General features: G+C 61.4%; 17 protein-coding genes. 3 read left to right on the forward strand and 14 right to left on the reverse strand.

The window, feature by feature from the left end:
* The first annotated feature begins 343 nt into the window (after positions 1-343).
* The gene (locus AC2FNY_RS08160; RefSeq protein WP_496802150.1) at positions 344-976 is read left to right on the forward strand and encodes a recombinase family protein; all 633 of its coding nucleotides are present in this window, start codon (positions 344-346) and stop codon (positions 974-976) included.
* Positions 977-1,031: 55 nt separating this feature from the next.
* Here AC2FNY_RS08160 and AC2FNY_RS08165 read toward each other — a convergent pair whose 3' ends face one another.
* The 4 genes from AC2FNY_RS08165 to AC2FNY_RS08180 all read right to left on the reverse strand — a co-directional run bounded on the left by AC2FNY_RS08165 (position 1,032) and on the right by AC2FNY_RS08180 (position 5,191).
* Entirely contained in the window at positions 1,032-2,150 is a 1,119-nt protein-coding gene (locus AC2FNY_RS08165) for a hypothetical protein (RefSeq protein WP_496802151.1), read from the reverse strand.
* Between the two features lie 302 nt (positions 2,151-2,452).
* Positions 2,453-3,478 (reverse strand): CBASS cGAMP-activated phospholipase, encoded by a 1,026-nt coding sequence (locus AC2FNY_RS08170; protein ID WP_496802152.1) that lies wholly within the window; start codon positions 3,476-3,478, stop codon positions 2,453-2,455.
* Entirely contained in the window at positions 3,468-3,944 is a 477-nt protein-coding gene (locus AC2FNY_RS08175; protein ID WP_496802153.1) for a type II CBASS E2 protein, read from the reverse strand. Before AC2FNY_RS08175 ends, AC2FNY_RS08170 begins: the two co-directional genes overlap by 11 nt.
* Positions 3,941-5,191 carry a nucleotidyltransferase domain-containing protein gene (locus AC2FNY_RS08180; RefSeq protein WP_496802154.1) on the reverse strand — a complete coding sequence of 417 codons (1,251 nt, stop codon included), beginning with the start codon at positions 5,189-5,191 and terminating at the stop codon, positions 3,941-3,943. Before AC2FNY_RS08180 ends, AC2FNY_RS08175 begins: the two co-directional genes overlap by 4 nt.
* Positions 5,192-5,386: 195 nt before the next feature.
* Here AC2FNY_RS08180 and AC2FNY_RS08185 point away from each other — a divergent pair, with 195 nt between their 5' ends.
* Positions 5,387-5,707 (forward strand): helix-turn-helix domain-containing protein, encoded by a 321-nt coding sequence (locus AC2FNY_RS08185; protein WP_496802155.1) that lies wholly within the window; start codon positions 5,387-5,389, stop codon positions 5,705-5,707.
* Entirely contained in the window at positions 5,695-6,597 is a 903-nt protein-coding gene (locus AC2FNY_RS08190; RefSeq protein WP_496802156.1) for an ImmA/IrrE family metallo-endopeptidase, read from the forward strand. The genes AC2FNY_RS08185 and AC2FNY_RS08190 overlap by 13 nt, the downstream gene beginning before the upstream one ends.
* A gap of 197 nt (positions 6,598-6,794) precedes the next feature.
* On the opposite strand, the gene AC2FNY_RS08195 is transcribed toward AC2FNY_RS08190, so the two are convergent.
* From AC2FNY_RS08195 to murB, 10 genes are all read right to left on the reverse strand, one after another.
* Positions 6,795-8,480: a chloride channel protein gene (locus AC2FNY_RS08195; RefSeq protein ID WP_234137733.1), complete on the reverse strand. Its 1,686-nt coding sequence runs from the start codon at positions 8,478-8,480 to the stop codon at positions 6,795-6,797.
* A 100-nt stretch (positions 8,481-8,580) separates the two neighbouring features.
* Complete coding sequence (recN, locus tag AC2FNY_RS08200) at positions 8,581-10,230, reverse strand: DNA repair protein RecN (protein ID WP_496802157.1); 1,650 nt, start codon at positions 10,228-10,230, stop codon at positions 8,581-8,583.
* A gap of 39 nt (positions 10,231-10,269) precedes the next feature.
* On the reverse strand, positions 10,270-11,124 hold the full coding sequence (locus AC2FNY_RS08205) for an outer membrane protein assembly factor BamD (protein WP_234137731.1): 855 nt from the start codon (positions 11,122-11,124) through the stop codon (positions 10,270-10,272).
* Positions 11,125-11,274: 150 nt separating this feature from the next.
* Positions 11,275-12,195: a UDP-3-O-acyl-N-acetylglucosamine deacetylase gene (gene lpxC, locus AC2FNY_RS08210; RefSeq protein ID WP_234137730.1), complete on the reverse strand. Its 921-nt coding sequence runs from the start codon at positions 12,193-12,195 to the stop codon at positions 11,275-11,277.
* Between the two features lie 212 nt (positions 12,196-12,407).
* Positions 12,408-14,039 (reverse strand): cell division protein FtsZ, encoded by a 1,632-nt coding sequence (gene ftsZ / locus AC2FNY_RS08215; RefSeq protein WP_234137729.1) that lies wholly within the window; start codon positions 14,037-14,039, stop codon positions 12,408-12,410.
* 336 nt (positions 14,040-14,375) lie between these two features.
* On the reverse strand, positions 14,376-15,428 hold the full coding sequence (locus tag AC2FNY_RS08220; RefSeq protein WP_496802158.1) for an acyltransferase family protein: 1,053 nt from the start codon (positions 15,426-15,428) through the stop codon (positions 14,376-14,378).
* A 29-nt stretch (positions 15,429-15,457) separates the two neighbouring features.
* Entirely contained in the window at positions 15,458-16,792 is a 1,335-nt protein-coding gene (gene ftsA, locus AC2FNY_RS08225) for a cell division protein FtsA (RefSeq protein ID WP_234138086.1), read from the reverse strand.
* An 8-nt stretch (positions 16,793-16,800) separates the two neighbouring features.
* The gene (locus tag AC2FNY_RS08230) at positions 16,801-17,808 is read right to left on the reverse strand and encodes a cell division protein FtsQ/DivIB (RefSeq protein WP_496802159.1); all 1,008 of its coding nucleotides are present in this window, start codon (positions 17,806-17,808) and stop codon (positions 16,801-16,803) included.
* Positions 17,796-18,716: a D-alanine--D-alanine ligase gene (locus AC2FNY_RS08235; protein ID WP_234143371.1), complete on the reverse strand. Its 921-nt coding sequence runs from the start codon at positions 18,714-18,716 to the stop codon at positions 17,796-17,798. The genes AC2FNY_RS08230 and AC2FNY_RS08235 overlap by 13 nt, the downstream gene beginning before the upstream one ends.
* 109 nt (positions 18,717-18,825) lie before the next feature.
* A complete protein-coding gene (gene murB / locus AC2FNY_RS08240) occupies positions 18,826-19,743 on the reverse strand; it encodes a UDP-N-acetylmuramate dehydrogenase (RefSeq protein ID WP_234166999.1) in 918 nt (305 codons plus the stop codon).
* Between the last annotated feature and the right edge of the window lie 43 nt (positions 19,744-19,786).

Raw genomic sequence — 19,786 nt, forward strand, 5'->3', positions numbered from 1 at the left:
ATATTTGGGGGCATCACGCTCTCCGATCAACGTCTTCTCGATCTATTCGGGCTTCCACGACGCAGTTCATGCCGCCGAGTGGTGGAGTATTACACGGATATCCGTCGGACGACTTTCTATAACTCGAATACAAGCGATCACATCATTGAACACCAAGAAGCCGCCTTCGAGGTTTCATACCAGCGATACACGACCTAGTAGGTTGGAAGTCTGGCGATTGCCCGCATGGGTATGGTGTAGCGGACAAAGCACTACGGTTCAAAGTAGTGTCCGTATAACTTGCGAATCATAAACGGACACCGGTATCTTCGGACGCGGGTTCAACGGACAGAAGGAGGAGCGATTGGCGGTCATACTATACGCAAGAGTTTCAACAAGGGACCAAACCCTGGAGCACCAGGTCAGCCAGGCAGAAGCGGCGGGCTTTAAGATAGACGAGGTTGTGGCCGACCACGGAGTTTCGGGTGTCAAACATCGACTTAGAGACCGCCCTGAAGGCAGAAGGCTGTATGACAAGCTTCGAGCCGGAGATACATTGGTACTTCGCTGGGTTGATCGGTTGGGGCGCGATTACCGGGATGTCACTGATGCCGTTCGTCATTTCATTCGTTCGGGTGTGACGATCAGGACGGTGATCAACGGGATGACCTTCGACGGGGCAACCGAAGACCCAGTACAACAGGCCGTGAGAGACGCCATGATTGCCTTCTTGGCTGCGACAGCCCAAGCCCAGGCTGAAGCGACCAGAAGTGCCCAGCAGGCGGGCATCGAATTGGCCAAGGACAGGGGAGATCGGTTCCGTGGCCGAAAGCCGAGTTATGACCGAAGCACCTTCAACGAAGTGCGTGACATGGTCGATCTTGGCCACGGAGCCACTGCGGTCTCGAAGCATACCGGTTTGACCCGACAGGCGGTCCTGCGCATCCGAGATCACCCAGAGAAGGCAGAAGAAGCCCTGCAACGTTGGGGCCTTTAACTCCAGTTTCGTTCGAGAGTTATCGTCAGCCGAAATAATTACTGGCCCTGGATGTCTATGAGTTCCTGGTCAAGGACAAGTCATACGGCAAATCGATCCCACTGACTGAACAGATCGTCAATTCGACCGCTGCCAACACGGCTATCTGAAGGAACAAAGTCACTGATCTATACAGGTAGGCTGCATACGTCATCTGTTGTTCCGGACCAGTTCCTCCCTTTCCAGAGCGGTATCGCAACGTCCTACCATCCGCGTCCATCGTGATGCCTTTGTGGTGTGACGCATTCCTGAGTTGATTGTCTTTCTCGGCACACAATGCAGCAAAGGCCACATTTGTTCCGAAAGGGTTGAACTTACTTGAATTATCAAGCTTGCGGTACTGGTCCAAAGTCAGCTTCTCAAACTCATTGAACGCCCGGCCACACTTCACGTTGTTGAGCATGGCCAGGAAATCCACGCTACCGGCGAAGACCTCGAAGGCATCCCCATAAAACGATTTCACCAGGTCGAACTCAACTGATGTCGCGACCATTTCGTCCCCGAGTTCTACACCAAGCCCAGCATGCAGTACCACCTGTGCGAACTGCCCATGCTTGGAGAAGAAATCGGTGTAAATTTCACGATAGCGGCGGAACCGTTCTTGAACCATCGTACCCTTATAGTAGTCGAGAAAGTCGCTGCAGTCGTGGGAATCCGCTATGGAGCGGAACTCATCCATAAGTGCTCTGAAATGGACACCATGCTTTCGACCAAGAAACCTCAGGGTAAACCGGAAGAACCAATCGGACGGACCGGTCAATGGATCATCCGCATAGTGCTCCGCCGTGGCCCAGTCCACCTTCCTGTTGGCCAGCTTCGCCTTCCCGTTCGATGACAAGGATATCGCCTTTTTCAAGTGTCGCCATTCGGATACGTGATCCGCAGTTGGGCGACGCGTAGCTTTGGGGTCGAACTCAACTGTCGGCAACGGCCCAAAGGTTTCAGCGGCATCCATGATGTCGCCAACCTGTGTAAGCCTGGGGAAGGCAACGTCCTGATCTACCATGTCTTCTGGAACTGCAAAGCTGGCATCGACATTGATGACAGGCCCAGTCCCGTACGCAGGGGCCTCTACAATAGAGCAACCTTCTATCGCAAAGACGTTCGTGGAGGTGTGTTCATAGTCCACCGTCATTCCAAATGACATTGGCTCACGGCATTCTCGACAGGAAATTGTGTGTTCTTGTCGTACACCTTGGCCCATTCCAATGCGGACAGTGACCACGGTGTCACAAGTCTCGCACTGAACCGCGCTACGGATAATCATTTTGAACCCCTTCAATCTATAATATCATCGGACACGCCTGCACCAAATATCGTGGATGCGGCGTCACTATCTCCTGGTTTTCTATTCCGTTAGGCCAATTGCGCCAAACAAATCAGACTGAAAACGCCAAAGTGTTGTAATCAGCCGTTGACTGGAATTCATCCCGACTCTCATTGGACGCGATCATGCGACAGGAACAACTCGGCCACCCGGTGTCCGGCACCTTCCACCAATGACCTGGCAACCGGCGGCATCTCGACCAGTGCCCGGCCAACGTCATCCATGCCGATCCGGCTTACCACTTCAGGGGCATCGAGACGGACCATGTTGGATCGACCAATCAACAGTCCCGCCTGACCCAGGGCGTTGTGGGATTGAGCCCGCATTGCCGATGACACGAAGAGACCAGCCCAGACCAGCTTCCCACCGATGCGGTGCCACCAGCGCATCCGGTAGCTTTCCTGACCGCACCCAAGACTCAGGAGCCTGATCTGGGTGCGATCTATGTCGTAGCAGGTCATCGCGTCTACCACCCCGATCATGGCTGGATTATTGGCCCAGATACCGCCGTCGGCGAACACGTAGCCATTCCTCTTCACCGCCGCGAAGATCGTGGGTGCTGCCGCTGTAGAAAGCCCCACGTCAACGAGTCGTTCATATTGGTCTTTCCTGTAATCTGGGTGGTGAGGGGTCTTGAACACATAAGGTTCACCGTACCGACCGTCGAATGACGGAATGCAGGTGGGGATGGTCGAAGACCCGAACAATCCATCACTGAATTCCCGGCGAAGCTCCGTTTCCAGGTTGCCCCGGTCATATGGTGTAAACGCCCAGCCCGCCCAGCCACGGAGCCACCGGGTCAGGCGATTGCCAGGGAAGATGAATCGGCCTCGTTCGACATAGAGCTTGGAAATCTCCTGGGCCGACTTGCCCTGGCCCAGACCCAACGCGATGATCCCTCCGGTCGATGTCCCGACGATCATGTCGAAGTGCTTGCCGATGGGCTCGCCGTCCAGGAAACGTTTTTCGATCTCGGCCAGGATCATGCAGGGCAAAATACCCAGGATGCCGCCGCCATCGATGGACAGTATCTTGAACGGCTTCCCCGTCGGCCATGGCTGGACCGGCCTGAGAGTTTGCCTGGTTCCGTCGGAACGGCGAGGCACGGTGTGATCATACTCGCTGTCACGCGGCATGGTTTTCACCTTTCACGGTCCCATCTTCGTCGTGGCGTCCACCGCCTATCCACCGACCAGTCATTTCCCAGAACTCGTAGGCCACAAGCCACCGAACCGTCCATCCGAAAGTGGTACGGCTGATGAACATGGAAGGGTCCCACTCGCCCGCCTTGGGGTCGAACAGGCACAGCGGCGACAGCCTGATGTCCTGCGCTTCGAAGTAGACGTGAGGCAGAGGGGCTTCTTCTTCGGCATCCCAGTTCGGGACCAGCGAGGGCCTCAGGACTCGTACCACGGGCATCAAACGGTATTGGTCATGTCGCCCAGCCATGGGGAGACCGTATTCAATGCTGACGTGAAACCGCCGCTCCAGCCCCTTCACGTCGCCGAACCAGATCACGGATTGCGGTCCAAGCCCCAGAGACGCCTGGAACTGCGGCCAATCCCGCTGCATGGCGTTGACCTGTGCCAGGAGGGATTTCATGAACGCCTCCACTTGGTGCCATAGAAGGTCGAAGGCTGCACAGCGGGTTTGGCCTTGGCGATGGTAGGGCTCATGGCGAGGCCACCGAGAGCACCAAAGCCGTGCCGACCAGTGCGGATGGCCTCACCAATATCCCGCTCCAGGTCATCCACCACCGATTGGCCGACATCTTCCCCAAACATGGCCTTGAGGGTGTCACGGCGTTCACGCAGGGACCGCCTATCATCCAGAAGGACCTCCAGTTGATCCAGGAACAACCGCATGTCCCCGATCATCGTATCCTGGGCGGCATGGTTTTCCGGCCAGCGGTCCGTAAACACGTCTCCAGGGCATCGCGGGTTTTCGACATGGATCAGTTCCCCGACGCTCTTCGCCCAGAGCAGGCGGTCGAGAATGTGCTGGGCGATGATCCTGAGGTTCTGGCCAATGGTTCGCCCCGCCTCGGCCACTTCCAGCGTAAGGCAACTCAGCATCACGGAAGCGGGCATACGCCCGTCTCGGGTGGCCCACCGTATATTGCGGTTCCTCTTGATCAGTTGCAGTGCCACGGTGACCGCTGATTTTCCACCTACGACGGTGGAGTGTTCGGGCACCGGCAGCGAGTCGGCATCTTTCTGCATCACGATCAGGCCACGGTCGGCCTTGAGGGCCCGACGGGCATATTCCTGTTGGAATGACAGATCGACGGGGCAGGTCGTATTGTACTCGTCGGCGAACCCAAAGCTGTTGGTCAGCACCTTGTGGTCACTGCTGCGGGGCTCTTCGGGCTTCGAATGATAAATGAAGCTCTGACGCGGGTCGAATTCATTGATCAGTTCGGCGGGCGACAGATCGAGGTGCATCCCATCGGCGTAGTGAACGGTGACGCACCGTGTCTGACGTTCGGTCATGTCATAGTAGCGTGATCCCGGCTCCCCCCGCATCGCCTGGTAGAGAAGCTCCAGAGCCTGCCAGGGCGTCAGGCCCGGGGCGATCAGTTCGACGATGATATCGATGTCAAACCCCTCGAACCGAAACTTGGCGCGAATGGTTGCCCCGATGGCCACGGACCCCTGCTGGTAGAAGAGACGGACCTTCCCTTTCAGCGGGCTTCCGTCGCGTTCCAGGTGCTTCTCAATTGCCGCTTTCCGCTCCGCCAGGAGGGCATGCATGCTCGGTGGAAGTTCGATCTTGATGGCGACTGCGGCCAGCATCTGCTCCGATATACTGTCCCACGGAGCGACGGGTAATCCCAGGTGTTTGTTCATCTCTGACCCCTTTCTAAGGTCGCTTAGCCACCCCAACATATTGGTGCGGCCCTTCCTCACTGCCCGATATACCGGAGATCATGCAGACTGGGATCACACGAAATATCGCTACTCTGAACTTAGGGTGCGTCCGCCTGCCGCGTTTGTCAAGAACGAAAAATATGGCTACTCTGAACAAAAACAGGGAGGACCACCATGACCACCCCAATGGGTCAGAGAATTCACGACCGACGAAAAGCGAAGGGCTTCACATTGGAGCAGCTTGCAACAAAGGCAGAGTGTACCAAGGGCTACATCTGGGAACTGGAGAACAAGAACCCGCCGAGACCATCCGCCGAAAAACTTGCGGCAATTGCGTCGGCCCTCGACACCACCGTCGATGTTCTCATTGGAACACCAATCAACACAGAAGATGACCTATCGCCGGAGAACAAGGTCTTCTTCAGGAAGTTTGTCGGCCTGGACCATGACAAACAGGAAACCATGAGGAAAATGCTCGATCTATGGGACGACTGATGCACAGGGAAAAGAGCCCCGAGCGGTGGGCGAATGATCTTTCGATCATGATGACCAAAGTCCTTGGGTCTGCACGCTTCCCAGTGGACGTAAGCAGCTTGGCTCAAGAATACAGCCAGCAGGTCTTTCCCCACGATCCCATAACGCGGGTACGCCAACGGGGCTTCAAGGGCTTCGAAGGGGCACTGATTCCGAACCCTGATGGATCAGGAGAGTGGGGTATTGGGTACGCTGATTCACTACAGTCGAAGGGACGAGTGAACTTCACAATTGCCCACGAGTTTGGGCACTACCTATTGCATCGGAAGAAGTACCCCGACGGCTTCCAATGCCGACCGGAAGACATGGTTCAGTGGGATAGCGAATACAACCGTGTCGAAGCCGAAGCGAACCGGTTCGCCGCCGGGCTCCTCATGCCTTTGGACGATTTCCGGGAACAGATACCAGCAACGCAACAGGCCGATCTGGACATGCTCGGCGCATGTGCGGAACGGTATGAGGTCTCGTTGACCGCAGCTACGCTCAGGTGGCTATCATACACGCAGAAACGGGCAATCCTCGTGGTCAGCAGGGAAGGTTACATCTTGTGGGCGCGGTCGAGTGAACCAGCATTCAAGTCGGGAGCATACATCAAGGTAGCCGGATTGCCGCCTCGTGAAGTGCCCGCCAATTCGTGTGTCGCCCGCAGTCTAGGAACTACTGGTATAGTCCAACCTGGGAACCAGGATGCTGGAGTCTGGCTCAAGGAGCCCGTGGTTGAACATTCACTTATCTCGGAACGCTACGATCTATCGATATCGTTGCTTACCCTTCCGGCGTCCGTTCCAATCGCTGGAATTGAGGAGGAGATGACCGAAGACCTGGTCGAATTACTATCACGCCGGAGCTAGACTACTCCCGATCCGGCGCATCACCCAGACGCCTATCGGACCCTACTTTGGACATTCCTCCAGAATTTTTATTCTTTTATTTCAACATATTGAATGCGATCTAGCAGAGTCCGGTACTCGCCTCCATTTCTCCGAAAGCAGTTCCCCGAAAAGCGCTGACACTGTCCTCAAAGAGGTTCTCGGCGAATGCCCGCTTGTCAGGAATGCTCCTCGGCGGCGGTGGCGGCGAGCGCGCGGGTATAGGCCTTGAGCGCGTCTATATGATAGAGCGCACCGACCGGGGATTCGCTGCCGTCCTCTTCTCGGACTACAACCGGGATACAGGGATGTTCGTCGCGATCGAACCAGGGCATTGCCGCTTCGAGCGTGGCGCTGGCGGGCACGCAGACTCCGTCGGCGATCAGCGCCTCGCAGCCGGGGCGATCCAGACAGCGCGGATCGCCCAGTGGCCGCATCACCGCGCCTGTGCGCAGCATCGCCAGCAGATAGGCCTGTGGACCCGCCGCCAGGTGAACGTCGCGCCGCTCCAGTTGGGTCAGGAAAAAGGACCGGTCCACCAGCCGCGACGCCAGCGCCGTCGACATGCTGACCGAAACCATCACCGCCAGGCCGATCTGCCAGTCGCCGGTCAGTTCGAACACGATCAGCGTGGTCGAGATCGGCGCCCCAAGCACCGCCGCCGCCACCGCCCCCATCCCGGCAAAGGCATAAAGCGCATGGGTCCCCGACACATCCGGCAGCACCCGCGTGGCGATCAGGCCAAAGGCCAGCCCGGTCAGCGCCCCGATCATCAGCGAGGGCGAGAACACCCCGCCCCCCATGCGCCCGCCCATGGTCAGCGCCAGCGCCACCGTCTTGATCACCGCAAACAGGATCGCGGTGCCAAGCGCCATCTCACCGCTAAGCGCCAAGATCGTGGTCTCGTAACCGACCCCGATAATATGCGGGAACCAGATCGCAAGCAGTCCCAGTAGCGCGCCCGATACCGCCGGGCGCAGCCAGCGTGGCATGCGCAGGCTGTTCTGCACATGGGTGCCCAGGTCCTCGGCCAGAAAGATCGAGCGCATCAGCAACAGCGAAACCAGACCGCAGACCAGGCCCAGCAACAGAAAGGCGGGCAATTCCACGTAGAATTGCAGCGCGCCGGGGGTGTTGAGCGCAAATTCGGTTACATCGCCCCGGTCGAGCCGGTTGATCACGGTGCCCGCGACCGAGGCGATGACGATGGGCGCAAAGGCATGCACCGCGAAATGGCGCAGCACCACCTCGAGCGCAAACAGCGCCCCGGCGATGGGGGCGTTGAAGCTGGCCGAAACCGCCGCCGCCACCGCGCAGCCCAGAAGGTCGCGCCCGGTGATCCCGTCGGCATTGATGCGCTGGCAGACCCAGGTCGAGATCACCCCGGCCATATGCACCACCGGCCCCTCGCGCCCTGTCGATCCGCCCGAGCTGAGCGTGATCAGCGAGGCCAGCATCGAGCCGATCCCGGCCCGCATCTCGACCCGGCCATCGGTGAGCGCCGCACCCTCAATCACATCGGCGACCGAACGGACGCGACCATCGGGCGTGGTCTTGTGCAGGATCAGCCCGACCACCAGCCCGCCAAGGGTAGGGATCAGCAAAAGCCAGAACCAGGGCAGGTGTTCCGCATGGCTGTGCAACAGGCGCACATCCTCGTTGCCGTAAAGAACCGACTGCAAAGCATTGATTCCCTTGCGAAAAACAACCGCAGCCACACCGGCCGCCACGCCAATGGCAAGCGCGATGAACCAGAACTGGACCTGACTGGGACCGCGATGGCGCAATACCTGCCAGGCATCACCGATCTCGGCCTTGGCCTGAAGAAACTGCTGCACCAGAACAGTGCGGGTGGATTGGGTCATCACGCACTCGCGAAGGTCTTTTACCCTTACTAGGACACCGGGGACTGTCAGGAAAGGCAAAACCCGTTGAGTCTCACAGGCTTGTGCGCCAGTGTTGCCATCAGGCGTCGAGCAGGGCGCGGGCGGCGGCGCGGGCGGCCTCGGTCACGGTATCGCCCGACAGCATGCGGGCGATCTCGTCCTCCCGCTCGGGCTCCGACAGCGCCACCACGGTCGACAGGGTCGCGCCCGCCTCGACCCGTTTCTGCACCCTCCAGTGATGAGCGCCGCGCGCGGCCACCTGCGGCGAGTGGGTCACCACCAGCACCTGCCCCGCGCCTGCCAGCGCTTCGAGCCGCCGGCCCACCGCATCGGCGGTGGCGCCGCCGACGCCCCGGTCGATCTCGTCAAAGATCATCGTCTTGCCGCCATCATCGCCGCGCAGACAGACCTTGAGCGCCAGCAGAAAGCGGCTGAGTTCGCCGCCCGAGGCGATGCGGTTCAGCGGCCCGGCGGGCGCGCCGGGATTGGTGGCCACCTCGAAGGCGACCACGTCACGCCCCTCGGGGCCGGGCTCGCCCTCGGTGATCCGGGTCTGAAACACCGCGCGCTCCATCTTGAGCGGGGCCAGCTCATGCATCACCGCCGCGTCCAGTTCCCCGGCCGAGGCCTGGCGGGCCTGCGACAGCGCCGTCGCCGCCGCCTCATAGGCGGCCTCGGCCTTGGCCAGCGCCGCGCGTTGCGCCGCCAGATCGGCATCGCCCGCATCCAGTGCCGCCAGCTTGCCGCGCAGGGTGTCTGCAAACGGACCCAACTCGTCCGGGGCGACGCCATGCTTGCGCGCCAGCGCCCGGATCGCGAACAGACGTTCCTCCAGTTCTTCCAGCTCCGCCGGATTGAACTGGAGCGCGTCCAGACAGTCCTCGACCCCCGACTGCGCCTCTCCCAGCTCGATTAGCGCCCGGCCCAGCGCCGCAACGGCGGTCTCCAGCCGACCCTCGGCCCTGTCGGCGATCCCGTCGAGCCAGCGGATCGCGTCGCTCATGGCGCCCTCGGCCCCATCGCTGCCGATCAGGGCAAAGGCGCGGGCGACATCGTCGCGGATACGTTCGGCCCCCTGCATCAGGCGGCGGCGGGCGTCCAACTCGGCCTCTTCTCCCGGTTGCGGGTCGAGCGTGTCGAGTTCTCCGACCGCGTGGCGCAGATATTCCTCTTCGGCGCGTACCGCCTCCAGCGCCGCCTCGGTGGCCGCCACTGTCTTGCGGGCCTTGGACTGTGCGGACCAGGCCGCGCGAACCGCCTCAAGCTCGGCCGTCAGACCGGCATATGTGTCCAGCATCGCCCGGTGGCCGCGCGGGTTCAGCAGGCCGCGGTCGTCATGCTGGCCATGCAGCTCGATCAACGTCTCGGAAAGCGCCCGCAGCACCTCGCCGGAACAGCGGCGGTCGTTGACCCAGGCGGTCTTGCGCCCGTCGGCGGTGTTGACCCGGCGCATCAGCAGCGTGTCACCGCCGGGCAGACCGGCCTCGGCCAGTACCGCATGCACTGGGTGCCCGGGGACCAGATCGAACTCGGCGATGACCTCGCCCTGCTCGGCACCTTGGCGCACCAGTTCGGCCCGGCCCCGCCAGCCCAGCACAAAGCCCAGGCTGTCGAGCAGGATCGACTTGCCCGCCCCGGTCTCGCCGGTCAGCACGTTGAGACCGGGCCGGAAGTCCAACTCCAGCCTGTCGATGATCAGCATGTCCCGGATTTCAAGCGCCCGCAGCATCGTAAGCTCCGCAGGACGGGCCGATGGCCCGTCGCCCTGTTACAACCACTGCCCCTTGATCGACTGCCGGTAAATCTGGCTCAGCCAGTTGTTGCCGACATCGCGCATCTTCAGCCCGCGCGCGGTCAAGAGCTTGTAGCTCGCCTCGTACCATTCCGAGGATTGGTAGTTGTGACCCAGGATCGCGCCAGCCGTCTGCGCCTCTTCCACCAAACCCAGAGACAGATATGCCTCGACCAGGCGGTGCAGCGCCTCGGCGGTGTGGGTCGTGGTCTGGAAGTCCTCGACCACAACGCGGAACCGGTTGATCGCCGCCGAATAATGCTGGCGGCGCAGGTAATAGCGGCCGATCTCCATCTCCTTGGCGGCAAGATGGTCGAAGGCCAGATCGAATTTCAGGATCGCCGAAGTGGCATATTCACTGTCGGGATAGACCTCGATCACCGTGCGCAGCGCCTGCAACGCCTGAAATGTCAGGCCCTGGTCGCGCCCGACCTCGTCGATCTGGTCGTAATAGCTGAGCGCCAGCAGATACTGGGCATAGGCCGCGTCCTCGTCCGCCGGGTAGAAGTCGATGTAACGCTGCGCGGCGGCACGGCTTTCGGGATAATCCTTGCCGGAATGATAGGCAAAGGCCTGCATGATCAGCGCGCGCTTGGCCCAGTTGGAATAGGGATAAAGCCGCTCGACCTCGGAAAAGTAATAGGCCGCGTCGTCGGTCCGCTTGACCGACAGCTCATATTCGCCGCGCTCGAATATCTGTTCCGGCGTATAGCCGTCCAGATTCTGGCTGCGGTCCGCCGCGGTGCGAAAACCACCGCCGTCGCAGGCCGCCAGGAACGTCGCCAAAAGAAGTGCGCCAACCAGTCTGGTACCTGCCCTGCTGCCAATCATACCGCTAGTCCTTGTCGTCTTGCGTGCGAGGTGTATCCCCCGTTTGGGCCTTGGTCTAGCACATTAAATTCCGCTGCAAAACGCCTTATAAGCATCGCCCGGCACGAGGCCGGGCGATCAGAGGTAAGTGCTGGGTGTATCTGGGCTGTTTCAGGCAACCCTGGGGATTTCAGCCCAGACCAGTCCTTGTCCGGGCAGGCGCGCTGCCTGTTCCGGGGTACACAGGACAGGACGAACTGCGCCCGGCGTTTCAAACAATGCCCTCAGCAGGGCGTTGGTCAGGGCGTGCCCGGCCTTCTCACCGACATAGCGGCCCAGAATCGGCCCCCCTGCCATGTAGAGATCGCCCAGCGCATCGAGCATCTTGTGACGCACCGCTTCATCGGCGTGACGCAGCCCCCCTGGCGTCAGGATTTCATCGCCGTCGACAACCACCGCGTTTTCGAGAGTGCCACCCAAAGCCAGACCGTTGGCGCGCATAGCCTCCACATCGCCGCGTCGACAAAAGGTACGGCTGTCGCTCAGTTCGCGTGCAAAGCTGCCGTTGCGCATATCCATGCGGCGGGTCTGGCGACCGATGGCGGCATCCTCGAAATCAATGGCGAATTCGATCTCCAGCCCATCCGACGGCATCAGCGTCGCGCGCGCACCGTCCTTTTCGACGGTAAGGGTCTTCAGCACTTCATAAGCCAAAACGGGAGAGGCCTGCTGCCGCACGCCGCGCGACATGATACCGCGCACGAAGTCGACCGCGGACCCATCCATAATCGGCACTTCAGGCCCGTCCAACTCGATCAGGGCATTATGCACGCCGCAACCCGCAAGTGCGGCCATGATGTGTTCAACCGTCGAGACCGACACTCCGGCGGCGTTCACCAGACGGGTGCACAGCGGGGTGCGGTCGACCAGATCATAGATCGCGGGGATCATCGCATCGCCGATCTCGATATCCGTCCGTTTGAACCAGATGCCGTATCCGGCTGCGGCTGGGCGAAGGGTCATGCGGACGGGTTTGCCCCCATGCAGACCGATGCCCTGGAAGGTGACCGAGGATTTCAGCGTATGTTGCAAGATAGGCCTCTGACGGTTGCCTACAGCCTCAAGGAGCTGTGTTGACCATCAGGTAAGTGAGCCTCGCTCAGGGCTCAACTCAATCTTTGTAACGGTTTGAAACATGCGGAAATCGGATAGGCGGAACCCCGCCTTCGAGAGTTCAACGTGCTGATATGTAACGTAAAAAGGCCGCCCTCAGGCGGCCTTGCTTGCTCTACTTGTGACCGCTATCAGTTGGCTTGACGGCGCAGGAAGGCGGGAATTTCGATCCGCTCTTGATCAGGGTCCACCTCGGAATGCGCGGGTGCCGTTGCGTCACTCGGGCGCATTACCGGCTGCTTTCGCGCTGGTGCGGCGCCTCGTTCGGCAGGCGTATCCGGTGCGTGTCCGGTCATCCGGTCGATCAACCGGTTGAAGCCGAAACGGGGCTTCTCTCCGGCTGGCTGCAACGGTGCCCGTTGCACCTGCTGAGGCGCTGCCGGCGGTACTTTTTGCGCCGCGGCCTGAAGCCGGCGCATCGCCTCGGGCGAAGGTGTGCCGGGTGCGGAAGCGCGCGGTGCAACAAAACTCTCGACCGCTGCTTCTTCTTCCTCGACATAGGCACGCGGTTGGAACGCGGGCACCTGGGGCTGATAGGCCGGCGGCGGCAAACCGTCATCGTCCAGCAGCTCCGGCTCGTCGCTTGTATCCAGGATATCTTCTCCCAGGTCATGGGCAGCGACTTGCTCGACATCCATGCCTTCGAAAAGGCTTGGTTCCTCGGCGACAAGCGCCACGGGTTCCTCGGCAGCAGGCTGTTCCAATGTCAGCGGCGCAGGCTTTTCTTCAGCAGCCACCCGATGCTTGAGCGGCGCATTCATTGGACGGCGCGGTACAGGCATATCATGTTGCACATCCACCGCGTCGATGCCGGTCGCAACGACCGACACCCGCATTGCGCCGTCCATCGAGGTATCCAAGGTCGAGCCAACGATGATATTGGCGTCAGGGTCGACCTTCTCGCGAATGATATTGGCCGCCTCGTCCAGTTCGAACAGAGTCAGGTCATGGCCGCCGGTGATGTTGATCAACACGCCCTTAGCGCCGTTCAGGCTGATTTCATCCAACAGCGGGTTGGCAATCGCCTTTTCGGCGGCCTGCACGGCGCGGTCCTCGCCTGCGGCCTCGCCGGTGCCCATCATCGCCTTGCCCATCTCGTCCATCACGGCGCGAACGTCGGCAAAGTCGAGGTTGATCAGGCCCGGGCGCACCATCAGGTCGGTCACGCCCTTGACGCCTTGATAGAGTACGTCGTCGGCCATGCTGAAGGCTTCGGTAAAGGTGGTCTTTTCGTTGGCAAGGCGGAACAGGTTCTGGTTCGGAATGATGATCAGCGTGTCGACCACCTTTTGCAGCGCGTCGACACCATCCTCAGCCTGACGCATGCGCTTTGCGCCTTCGAACTGGAACGGCTTGGTCACCACGCCCACGGTGAGCACACCCAGTTCCCGCGCGGCCTGCGCGATGATCGGAGCGGCGCCGGTGCCGGTGCCGCCACCCATGCCAGCGGTGATGAAGCACATATGCGCCCCGGCCAGGTGGTCGACGATCTGCTCGATGCTTTCTTCGGCGGCAGCGGCGCCCACTGTGGCTCGCGCTCCGGCGCCCAACCCTTCGGTCACCTTGACACCCAGCTGGATGCGCGAGGGCGCATGGCTCTGCTGTAGGGCCTGCGCGTCGGTATTGGCGACGACGAAATCGACGCCTTCCAGCTGTTTTTCAATCATGTTGTTGACGGCATTGCCGCCAGCGCCCCCGACCCCGAAAACGGTGATCCGCGGCTTCAACTCATCCTGTCCGGGCATCGAAAGGTTCAATGTCATGCTCTGTCCGCCTGTTTTACCCCCGCCTTACACGGGATTTTTCTTACCTATCCACAGATAATCCTACTGATATTGCGACGGCTCGTCACGCCCAAATCGCAAAAAAGCCACAAAATATGGGCAGAAATTTGCCGTCTTTCCCGTTCTGTGGTGGAGATTGGCTATATTTGGTGGATCGCCGCAAAGGATACACTCCTCACGCGCCGTCGCTCTCGCCGCGCGCGGAAAGCGTGCTCGCGCACGCTACTTAGCAAACTTATCTGGGGGCTGCTCTGCCGCCTATTTTTGTCTTTTGCGGGCAAACTACAATCAAGACTTTGAAAAATCAAGGAATCCTTAGGCTACTTGACGCCTCCCATACAGATTTCTGCACTGGCGTCGCATCGGCGCCTCAAAATAGCGATAAGAGGCTGCCGACACGGCGAGCGTCCCGAGCAGACAGGTCAAGAAAAACGGGACCCCACCCCAATCTGTCGCCGGGAACCCGGCAAACTTTGGAAAGAGCGAGTACATGACATGGCGCACCGGCACATGCAGCATGTATATGGAGTAGGACCATAGTCCCAACAAAACGGCCAGCCGCCCGCTTAGAACCAACGAGAGGATACCGCGATCCTGCCAGGTGGCTCCGACCATCAACGCGAAACAGACAACCAGAAGCACCGTATCGTTGCCCCGATGCAGCATCAGCAAGACGCTCACGACCAAGACCATCTGCGCCACCGAAAGCAAGCCACCGGACATGGCGGCGAACGTGTCGCGCAGACGAAACAGTAAGAGCCCGACCGCAAAGGCTGGCAAACCGCGCAGCAGACTAAGGCGTTCGTTCAGTGCCAGATCGTTCCCCGTCACCCACAGATAGCCGAGGCAGAGCGAAACCGATGCCAACAGAAGCAGCGCCGGAACCATCCGTCGTGACATGGTCAGAAAAAAAGGAAAACAAATATAGGCCATCCATTCGGCAGAAATCGACCAAGACGGATAGTTGAACACAAAGCGGTCAACAAACCCCCAAGCCTGCGTCAACGTCAGGTTCTGCACCAGATCTGGCCATTGACTTGCCATGGCCCCTGGGTCGGACCGGATCGTCAGCGCGACCATGATCGCAAGCGTCAGCAGGTGCAGCGGATAAATCCGTGCAAGGCGAAAGACAAGAAAGCGAGCATAGGTGCCTTGGTTCACCCCCCGCTCGAAACTCTCATCATAGACAAGAGCGAGGATAAAGCCGCTCAGGACAAAGAACAGATCGACGAAGACGTACGAGGTTGCAAAAAAACCTGTGTACCCGTCGGGGTCGGCAAAACCATGAAGATCATCGCGAAAATGGAAGATGACCACCAGAAGCGCCGCAATCCCGCGCAGTCCGGTATGTGATCGTATCTCGGTCATCGCCCTATCCCATTCGCCGAACGACCGCCCTACCAGTTATCGCGGAACCACTTGACCGCCCGACGCAACGAGCGCGCGGGATAGCGGTCGACCGGGACCTCGAAATCCCACCATTCGTCCTGCGGGTGGGCGGCAAACAGACTCAACCCCACCACCGAGGAAAACCCCGGCCCGGTGGCCGATTGCGGCAGGCCATGCACCCGCAAGGGACGGCCCAGGCGCACGCGCTGTCCTAGAATGCGGCTGGCCAGCCCATCAAGCCCCATGATCTGGCTGCCTCCGCCAGTCAGCACGATCTGCTGGCTTGGCAGATGTTCGAACCCGGCCGCATCCAGCCGCGCCCGCACCTCCTCAAGGATTTCTTCGACCCGCGGCCGCATGATGCCGATCAGCTCGGCCCGGCTGACGGTGCGGCGGTCATGCTCCCAGTCGCCGGTATCGCCGCCGATGTCGATCATCTCGCGGTCATCGGCGCCGGTGGCATGCACGCCGCCGGAAAAGGTCTTGATCCGCTCGGCGTTGGCGGTGGGCACGCCCAGCCCCATCGAGATATCGCCGGTCACGTGATCGCCGCCCATGCGCACGCAATCGGCATAGATCATGTGTTTCTTGAGAAAGATCGAAATGCTCGTGGTGCCGCCGCCCATGTCGATACAGGCGGCCCCCAGTTCCTGCTCGTCCTCGACCAGCGCCGAAACACCTGAAACATAGGCCGAGTTGGCGACGCCGGCCAGTTCCAGGTCACACCGCTTGATGCAATGGGCCAGGTTGCGGATCGCGGTGGCGTCCACCGTCAGCATATGCATGTCCACCGCCAGGCTCTGACCCAGTTGCCCGCGCGGGTCGATCAGGCCCGAGCGGTTGTCGAGCGCGAAGTTCACCGGCTGCGCATGCAGCACCTCGCGCCCGGCGCCGTATTCGGGCACCTCACAGGCATTCAGCACCCGGCCGATCTCGGCCTCGGTCACCACCTGGGTTTCCAGTTCAACCTTGGCATCCAGCCCATAGGAGCGCGGGTTCGCCCCCGAGAAACAGGCGATCACGTGATCGACCCGGATATCGGCCATCTTCTGCGCCGCCTGCAATGCGGTGCGGATCGCGCGCTCGGTCTCCTGCATGGCGGTGATCTCGCCGAACTGCACCCCGCGTGAACGGGTGGTGGCGGCGCCGATCACCCGGAACCCGGTCTGGCCCGCCATCGAGCCGATGGCGCTGTCATCAGACAGGCGGCTGCTGCCGTCAAAGCGCAGGATCAGGCAGGAAATCTTGGAACTGCCCACATCCAGGATGGCCACCACGCCCCGCTGTATCGCCTGTTGGCGCATCTGACGCATTGCCCGCTGCGACTGATAAAGATCCGTCATCATCTGTCTTACTGCCCGTTTCCGCCCGTATTCCTGACCCGCAACCACTCGGCCGAGGCCGCCTCGGTCATGCGGATCGTGGGGCGTGTGCCCAGCCGCATGTCCACGACCGCGATGTCGCGATCCAGCAATTCCTGCACTTCGTTCACCGCCAGCACCCGTTCCAGCGCCTGCACCGGGCGCTTGGCGGGCAACTGGATCGCCTGCCCCCGGTCCAGCACCAGATCCCAACGCCGTTCGCCCACCCAGACCAGGCCGCGCAACCGGTCGCCCAGCGGCTGGGCGGTCTGGATCAGGCGCAGCGCTTCGGCGACATTGGCATCGGCCCCCTCGCCCGCGATCAGCGGCAGGTCGGGGCGAGCCCCCCGTTCCGGCAGGTCATCCACATGGGCGCCGGTCTCGTCGAGCATCTCGACACCGGCACGGGTGCGCCAGACGACCGCCGGTCGCCGCTCGACCACGTCGACCTGCAACACGCCGCCGGGACGGATGCGCACCGTGGCGCTCTTGACCGGGTCCAGCCCCGCGATCACCTCACGGATTTGCTCGACATCCAGTTCGAACGAACTGATCGGAAAGTCGATCGGCACCACCTCGCGAATATCTGCCGCCAGATGCGTTCCGGCACCGTCGATGGCCATCAGGTTGACCATGAATTCGGGACGCTCCTGAATCGAGGCGCGAATATCGGCGACAAAGGCATTGAGCGCATCGCGCCGCTGTTCGCTGGCCAGAAACGCACTGCCCAGCGCAAAGACCAGGCAGAACGGCACCCCGATCCGCAGGCCAAGACGGATGCCCGGTGTCAGCATCCAGCGCTGAACCCGGTAGCTCAGCCGCGACGGCGCGGGGTCCGAGCGTTTGGGCGCCGGTTTCAGCCGCGACAACCCATCCAGCCGCAGGGCGCTGGCCAAAGGTGCTGCATCGCCCGCGCCGCTGTCAAAGGCGGCGTCCTGCCCGGCAGGCAGTTGTGGATGGAACCGGACCGGCAGCAGGAAGCGGCTCAGCGATCGCACGAGGCATCCTCCACCATCCAGGCGCAGAGCTGGCCGAACGTCATGCCAGCGGCAATCGCCTGTTCGGGCGCCAGCGAGGTGGGCGTCATGCCCGGTTGCGTATTGGTCTCCAGCAGGAACAGCCCATCGGCGCCCCGGCTTTCGTCCCAGCGGAAATCGGTCCGGCTGAGACCACGGCAGCCCAGCGCCTTGTGCGCGCGCAGGGCATAGTCCAGGCACAGTTCGAAGATTTCACGCGGTAGGTCAGCGGGGATCACATGGCGAGATCCGCCGGGGCTGTATTTGGCATGATAGTCATACCAGCCATCGGTCAGGATATCGGTCACACTCAGCGCCCGGTCGCCCAGCACGGTGGTCGACAACTCGCGACCCGGCACATATTCCTCGACCATCAGGGTCGCAGGCAGGTCCGGCGCCAGGACCGGCGGACCATTCGCCGCCTCGGTCACGATATAGACGCCGACCGAGCTGCCTTCGTTATAGGGTTTGACCACATAGGGCGGTTGCATCAGATGGGCCGCCTCGATGGCGCCACGCTCGGCCAGCAGGCTGGCGGCGACCGGCAGTCCGGCGGCGCGATAGGCTTCCTTGCTGCGCTCCTTATCCATCGCCAGGGCCGAGGCCAGAACACCCGAGCTGGTATAGGGGATGCGCAGCCATTCCAGCAGGCCCTGAACGCAGCCGTCCTCGCCCCAGCGACCATGCAATGCGTTAAAGACGACATCGGGCGCGATCGCGCGCAACCGGTCGCAGAGGTCGGGGCCGGCATCCAGCTCCACCACCTCGAAACCTTCTCCCCGCAGGGCGGCGGCGCATTCACGCCCCGATACAAGCGAGACCTCGCGCTCGGCCGAGGGTCCGCCCATCAATACCGCCACCTTGGGGTTTGTCCTGCTCGACATACCCAATTCAGTGCCTCTATGTCATCCGGGCCTTATTTGGCGACCCGCTTTTTGCCCCGGACTCCGCCCCCTGTTTTGGCCTGAAAGGGTTCGCGGTTTCGGGATGTTAGCCGTCTTACGGATCTCCGACCCGCATGATTTCCCACTCTAACGTTATGCCGCTGGTGTCGTAAACCTTTTTTCGCACCTCTTCGCCCAGACCTTCGAGATCCGCCGCCGTGGCGCCACCGGTGTTGATCAGGAAATTCGAATGCATCTCGCTCATCTGCGCGCCGCCGCGCCGGGCGCCGCGCATACCGGCATCGTCGATCACCTTCCACGCCTTCAGATCATGGATATCGTCCGCCTGCCCGGTCGAGGAGAACCCGGCCGGATTGCGAAAGGTAGACCCGGCGCTGCGTTCCCTGGTGGGCTGGGTCTGGTCGCGCTTGTCCAGCTGCGCCTGCATCCGGGCATGCAGTGCCTCGGGGTCGCCCGGAGTGCCTTGCAGACTGGCCGAGACCAGCACCGCGCCCTCGGGCAGGTCGCTCTGCCGATAGCGAAAGTTGAGATCGGCTGACCCCAGCGTCACCAGCTCACCCGAGCGCAGCACCACCTGGGCCGAGCGGAACACATCCGCCGTGTAGCTGCCATAGCAGCCCGCGTTCATCCGCACCGCCCCGCCAATGGAACCGGGAATGGTGCGCAGAAAGGTCAGATCAACGCCCGCATCCGCCGCTCGCCGGGCCACATGCGCATCCAGCGCGGCGGCCCCGGCGGTGACTGTATCCCCCGCCACTTCGATTGCGTTAAAGCCGCGCCCAAGCCGGATCACCACCGCGCGCAAACCGCCATCCCGCACGATCAGGTTCGATCCGACCCCCATGGGGAACACTGCCACTTCGGCAGGCAGCATGCGCAGGAAAGCTTGCAGATCGGCGATATCGGCGGGCTGGAACAGCCAGTCCGCCGGCCCACCCACCCTGAGCCAGGTCAGCTCGGACAGGTCCCGGTTCGGCGTCAGCTTACCGCGAATTGCGCTTGTGTCGATCATGTCCGCCCGTCTTTTCGTCACGTCGGGGGGATGTAACCCGGAA

The organism is Ruegeria sp. BHSC223 (assembly GCF_059613025.1).

What these genes read in the sequence shown, in the direction of transcription:
- AC2FNY_RS08165 (WP_496802151.1), bottom strand. Translation starts at nt 2,150, where the DNA reads ATGACGGTGGACTATGAACACACCTCCACGAACGTCTTTGCGATAGAA.
- AC2FNY_RS08170 (WP_496802152.1), bottom strand. Translation starts at nt 3,478, where the DNA reads ATGCCGCGTGACAGCGAGTATGATCACACCGTGCCTCGCCGTTCCGAC.
- AC2FNY_RS08175 (WP_496802153.1), bottom strand. Translation starts at nt 3,944, where the DNA reads ATGAAATCCCTCCTGGCACAGGTCAACGCCATGCAGCGGGATTGGCCG.
- AC2FNY_RS08180 (WP_496802154.1), bottom strand. Translation starts at nt 5,191, where the DNA reads ATGAACAAACACCTGGGATTACCCGTCGCTCCGTGGGACAGTATATCG.
- AC2FNY_RS08185 (WP_496802155.1), top strand. Translation starts at nt 5,387, where the DNA reads ATGACCACCCCAATGGGTCAGAGAATTCACGACCGACGAAAAGCGAAG.
- AC2FNY_RS08190 (WP_496802156.1), top strand. Translation starts at nt 5,695, where the DNA reads ATGGGACGACTGATGCACAGGGAAAAGAGCCCCGAGCGGTGGGCGAAT.
- AC2FNY_RS08195 (WP_234137733.1), bottom strand. Translation starts at nt 8,480, where the DNA reads ATGACCCAATCCACCCGCACTGTTCTGGTGCAGCAGTTTCTTCAGGCC.
- recN (WP_496802157.1), bottom strand. Translation starts at nt 10,230, where the DNA reads ATGCTGCGGGCGCTTGAAATCCGGGACATGCTGATCATCGACAGGCTG.
- AC2FNY_RS08205 (WP_234137731.1), bottom strand. Translation starts at nt 11,124, where the DNA reads ATGATTGGCAGCAGGGCAGGTACCAGACTGGTTGGCGCACTTCTTTTG.
- ftsZ (WP_234137729.1), bottom strand. Translation starts at nt 14,039, where the DNA reads ATGACATTGAACCTTTCGATGCCCGGACAGGATGAGTTGAAGCCGCGG.
- AC2FNY_RS08220 (WP_496802158.1), bottom strand. Translation starts at nt 15,428, where the DNA reads ATGACCGAGATACGATCACATACCGGACTGCGCGGGATTGCGGCGCTT.
- ftsA (WP_234138086.1), bottom strand. Translation starts at nt 16,792, where the DNA reads ATGACGGATCTTTATCAGTCGCAGCGGGCAATGCGTCAGATGCGCCAA.
- murB (WP_234166999.1), bottom strand. Translation starts at nt 19,743, where the DNA reads ATGATCGACACAAGCGCAATTCGCGGTAAGCTGACGCCGAACCGGGAC.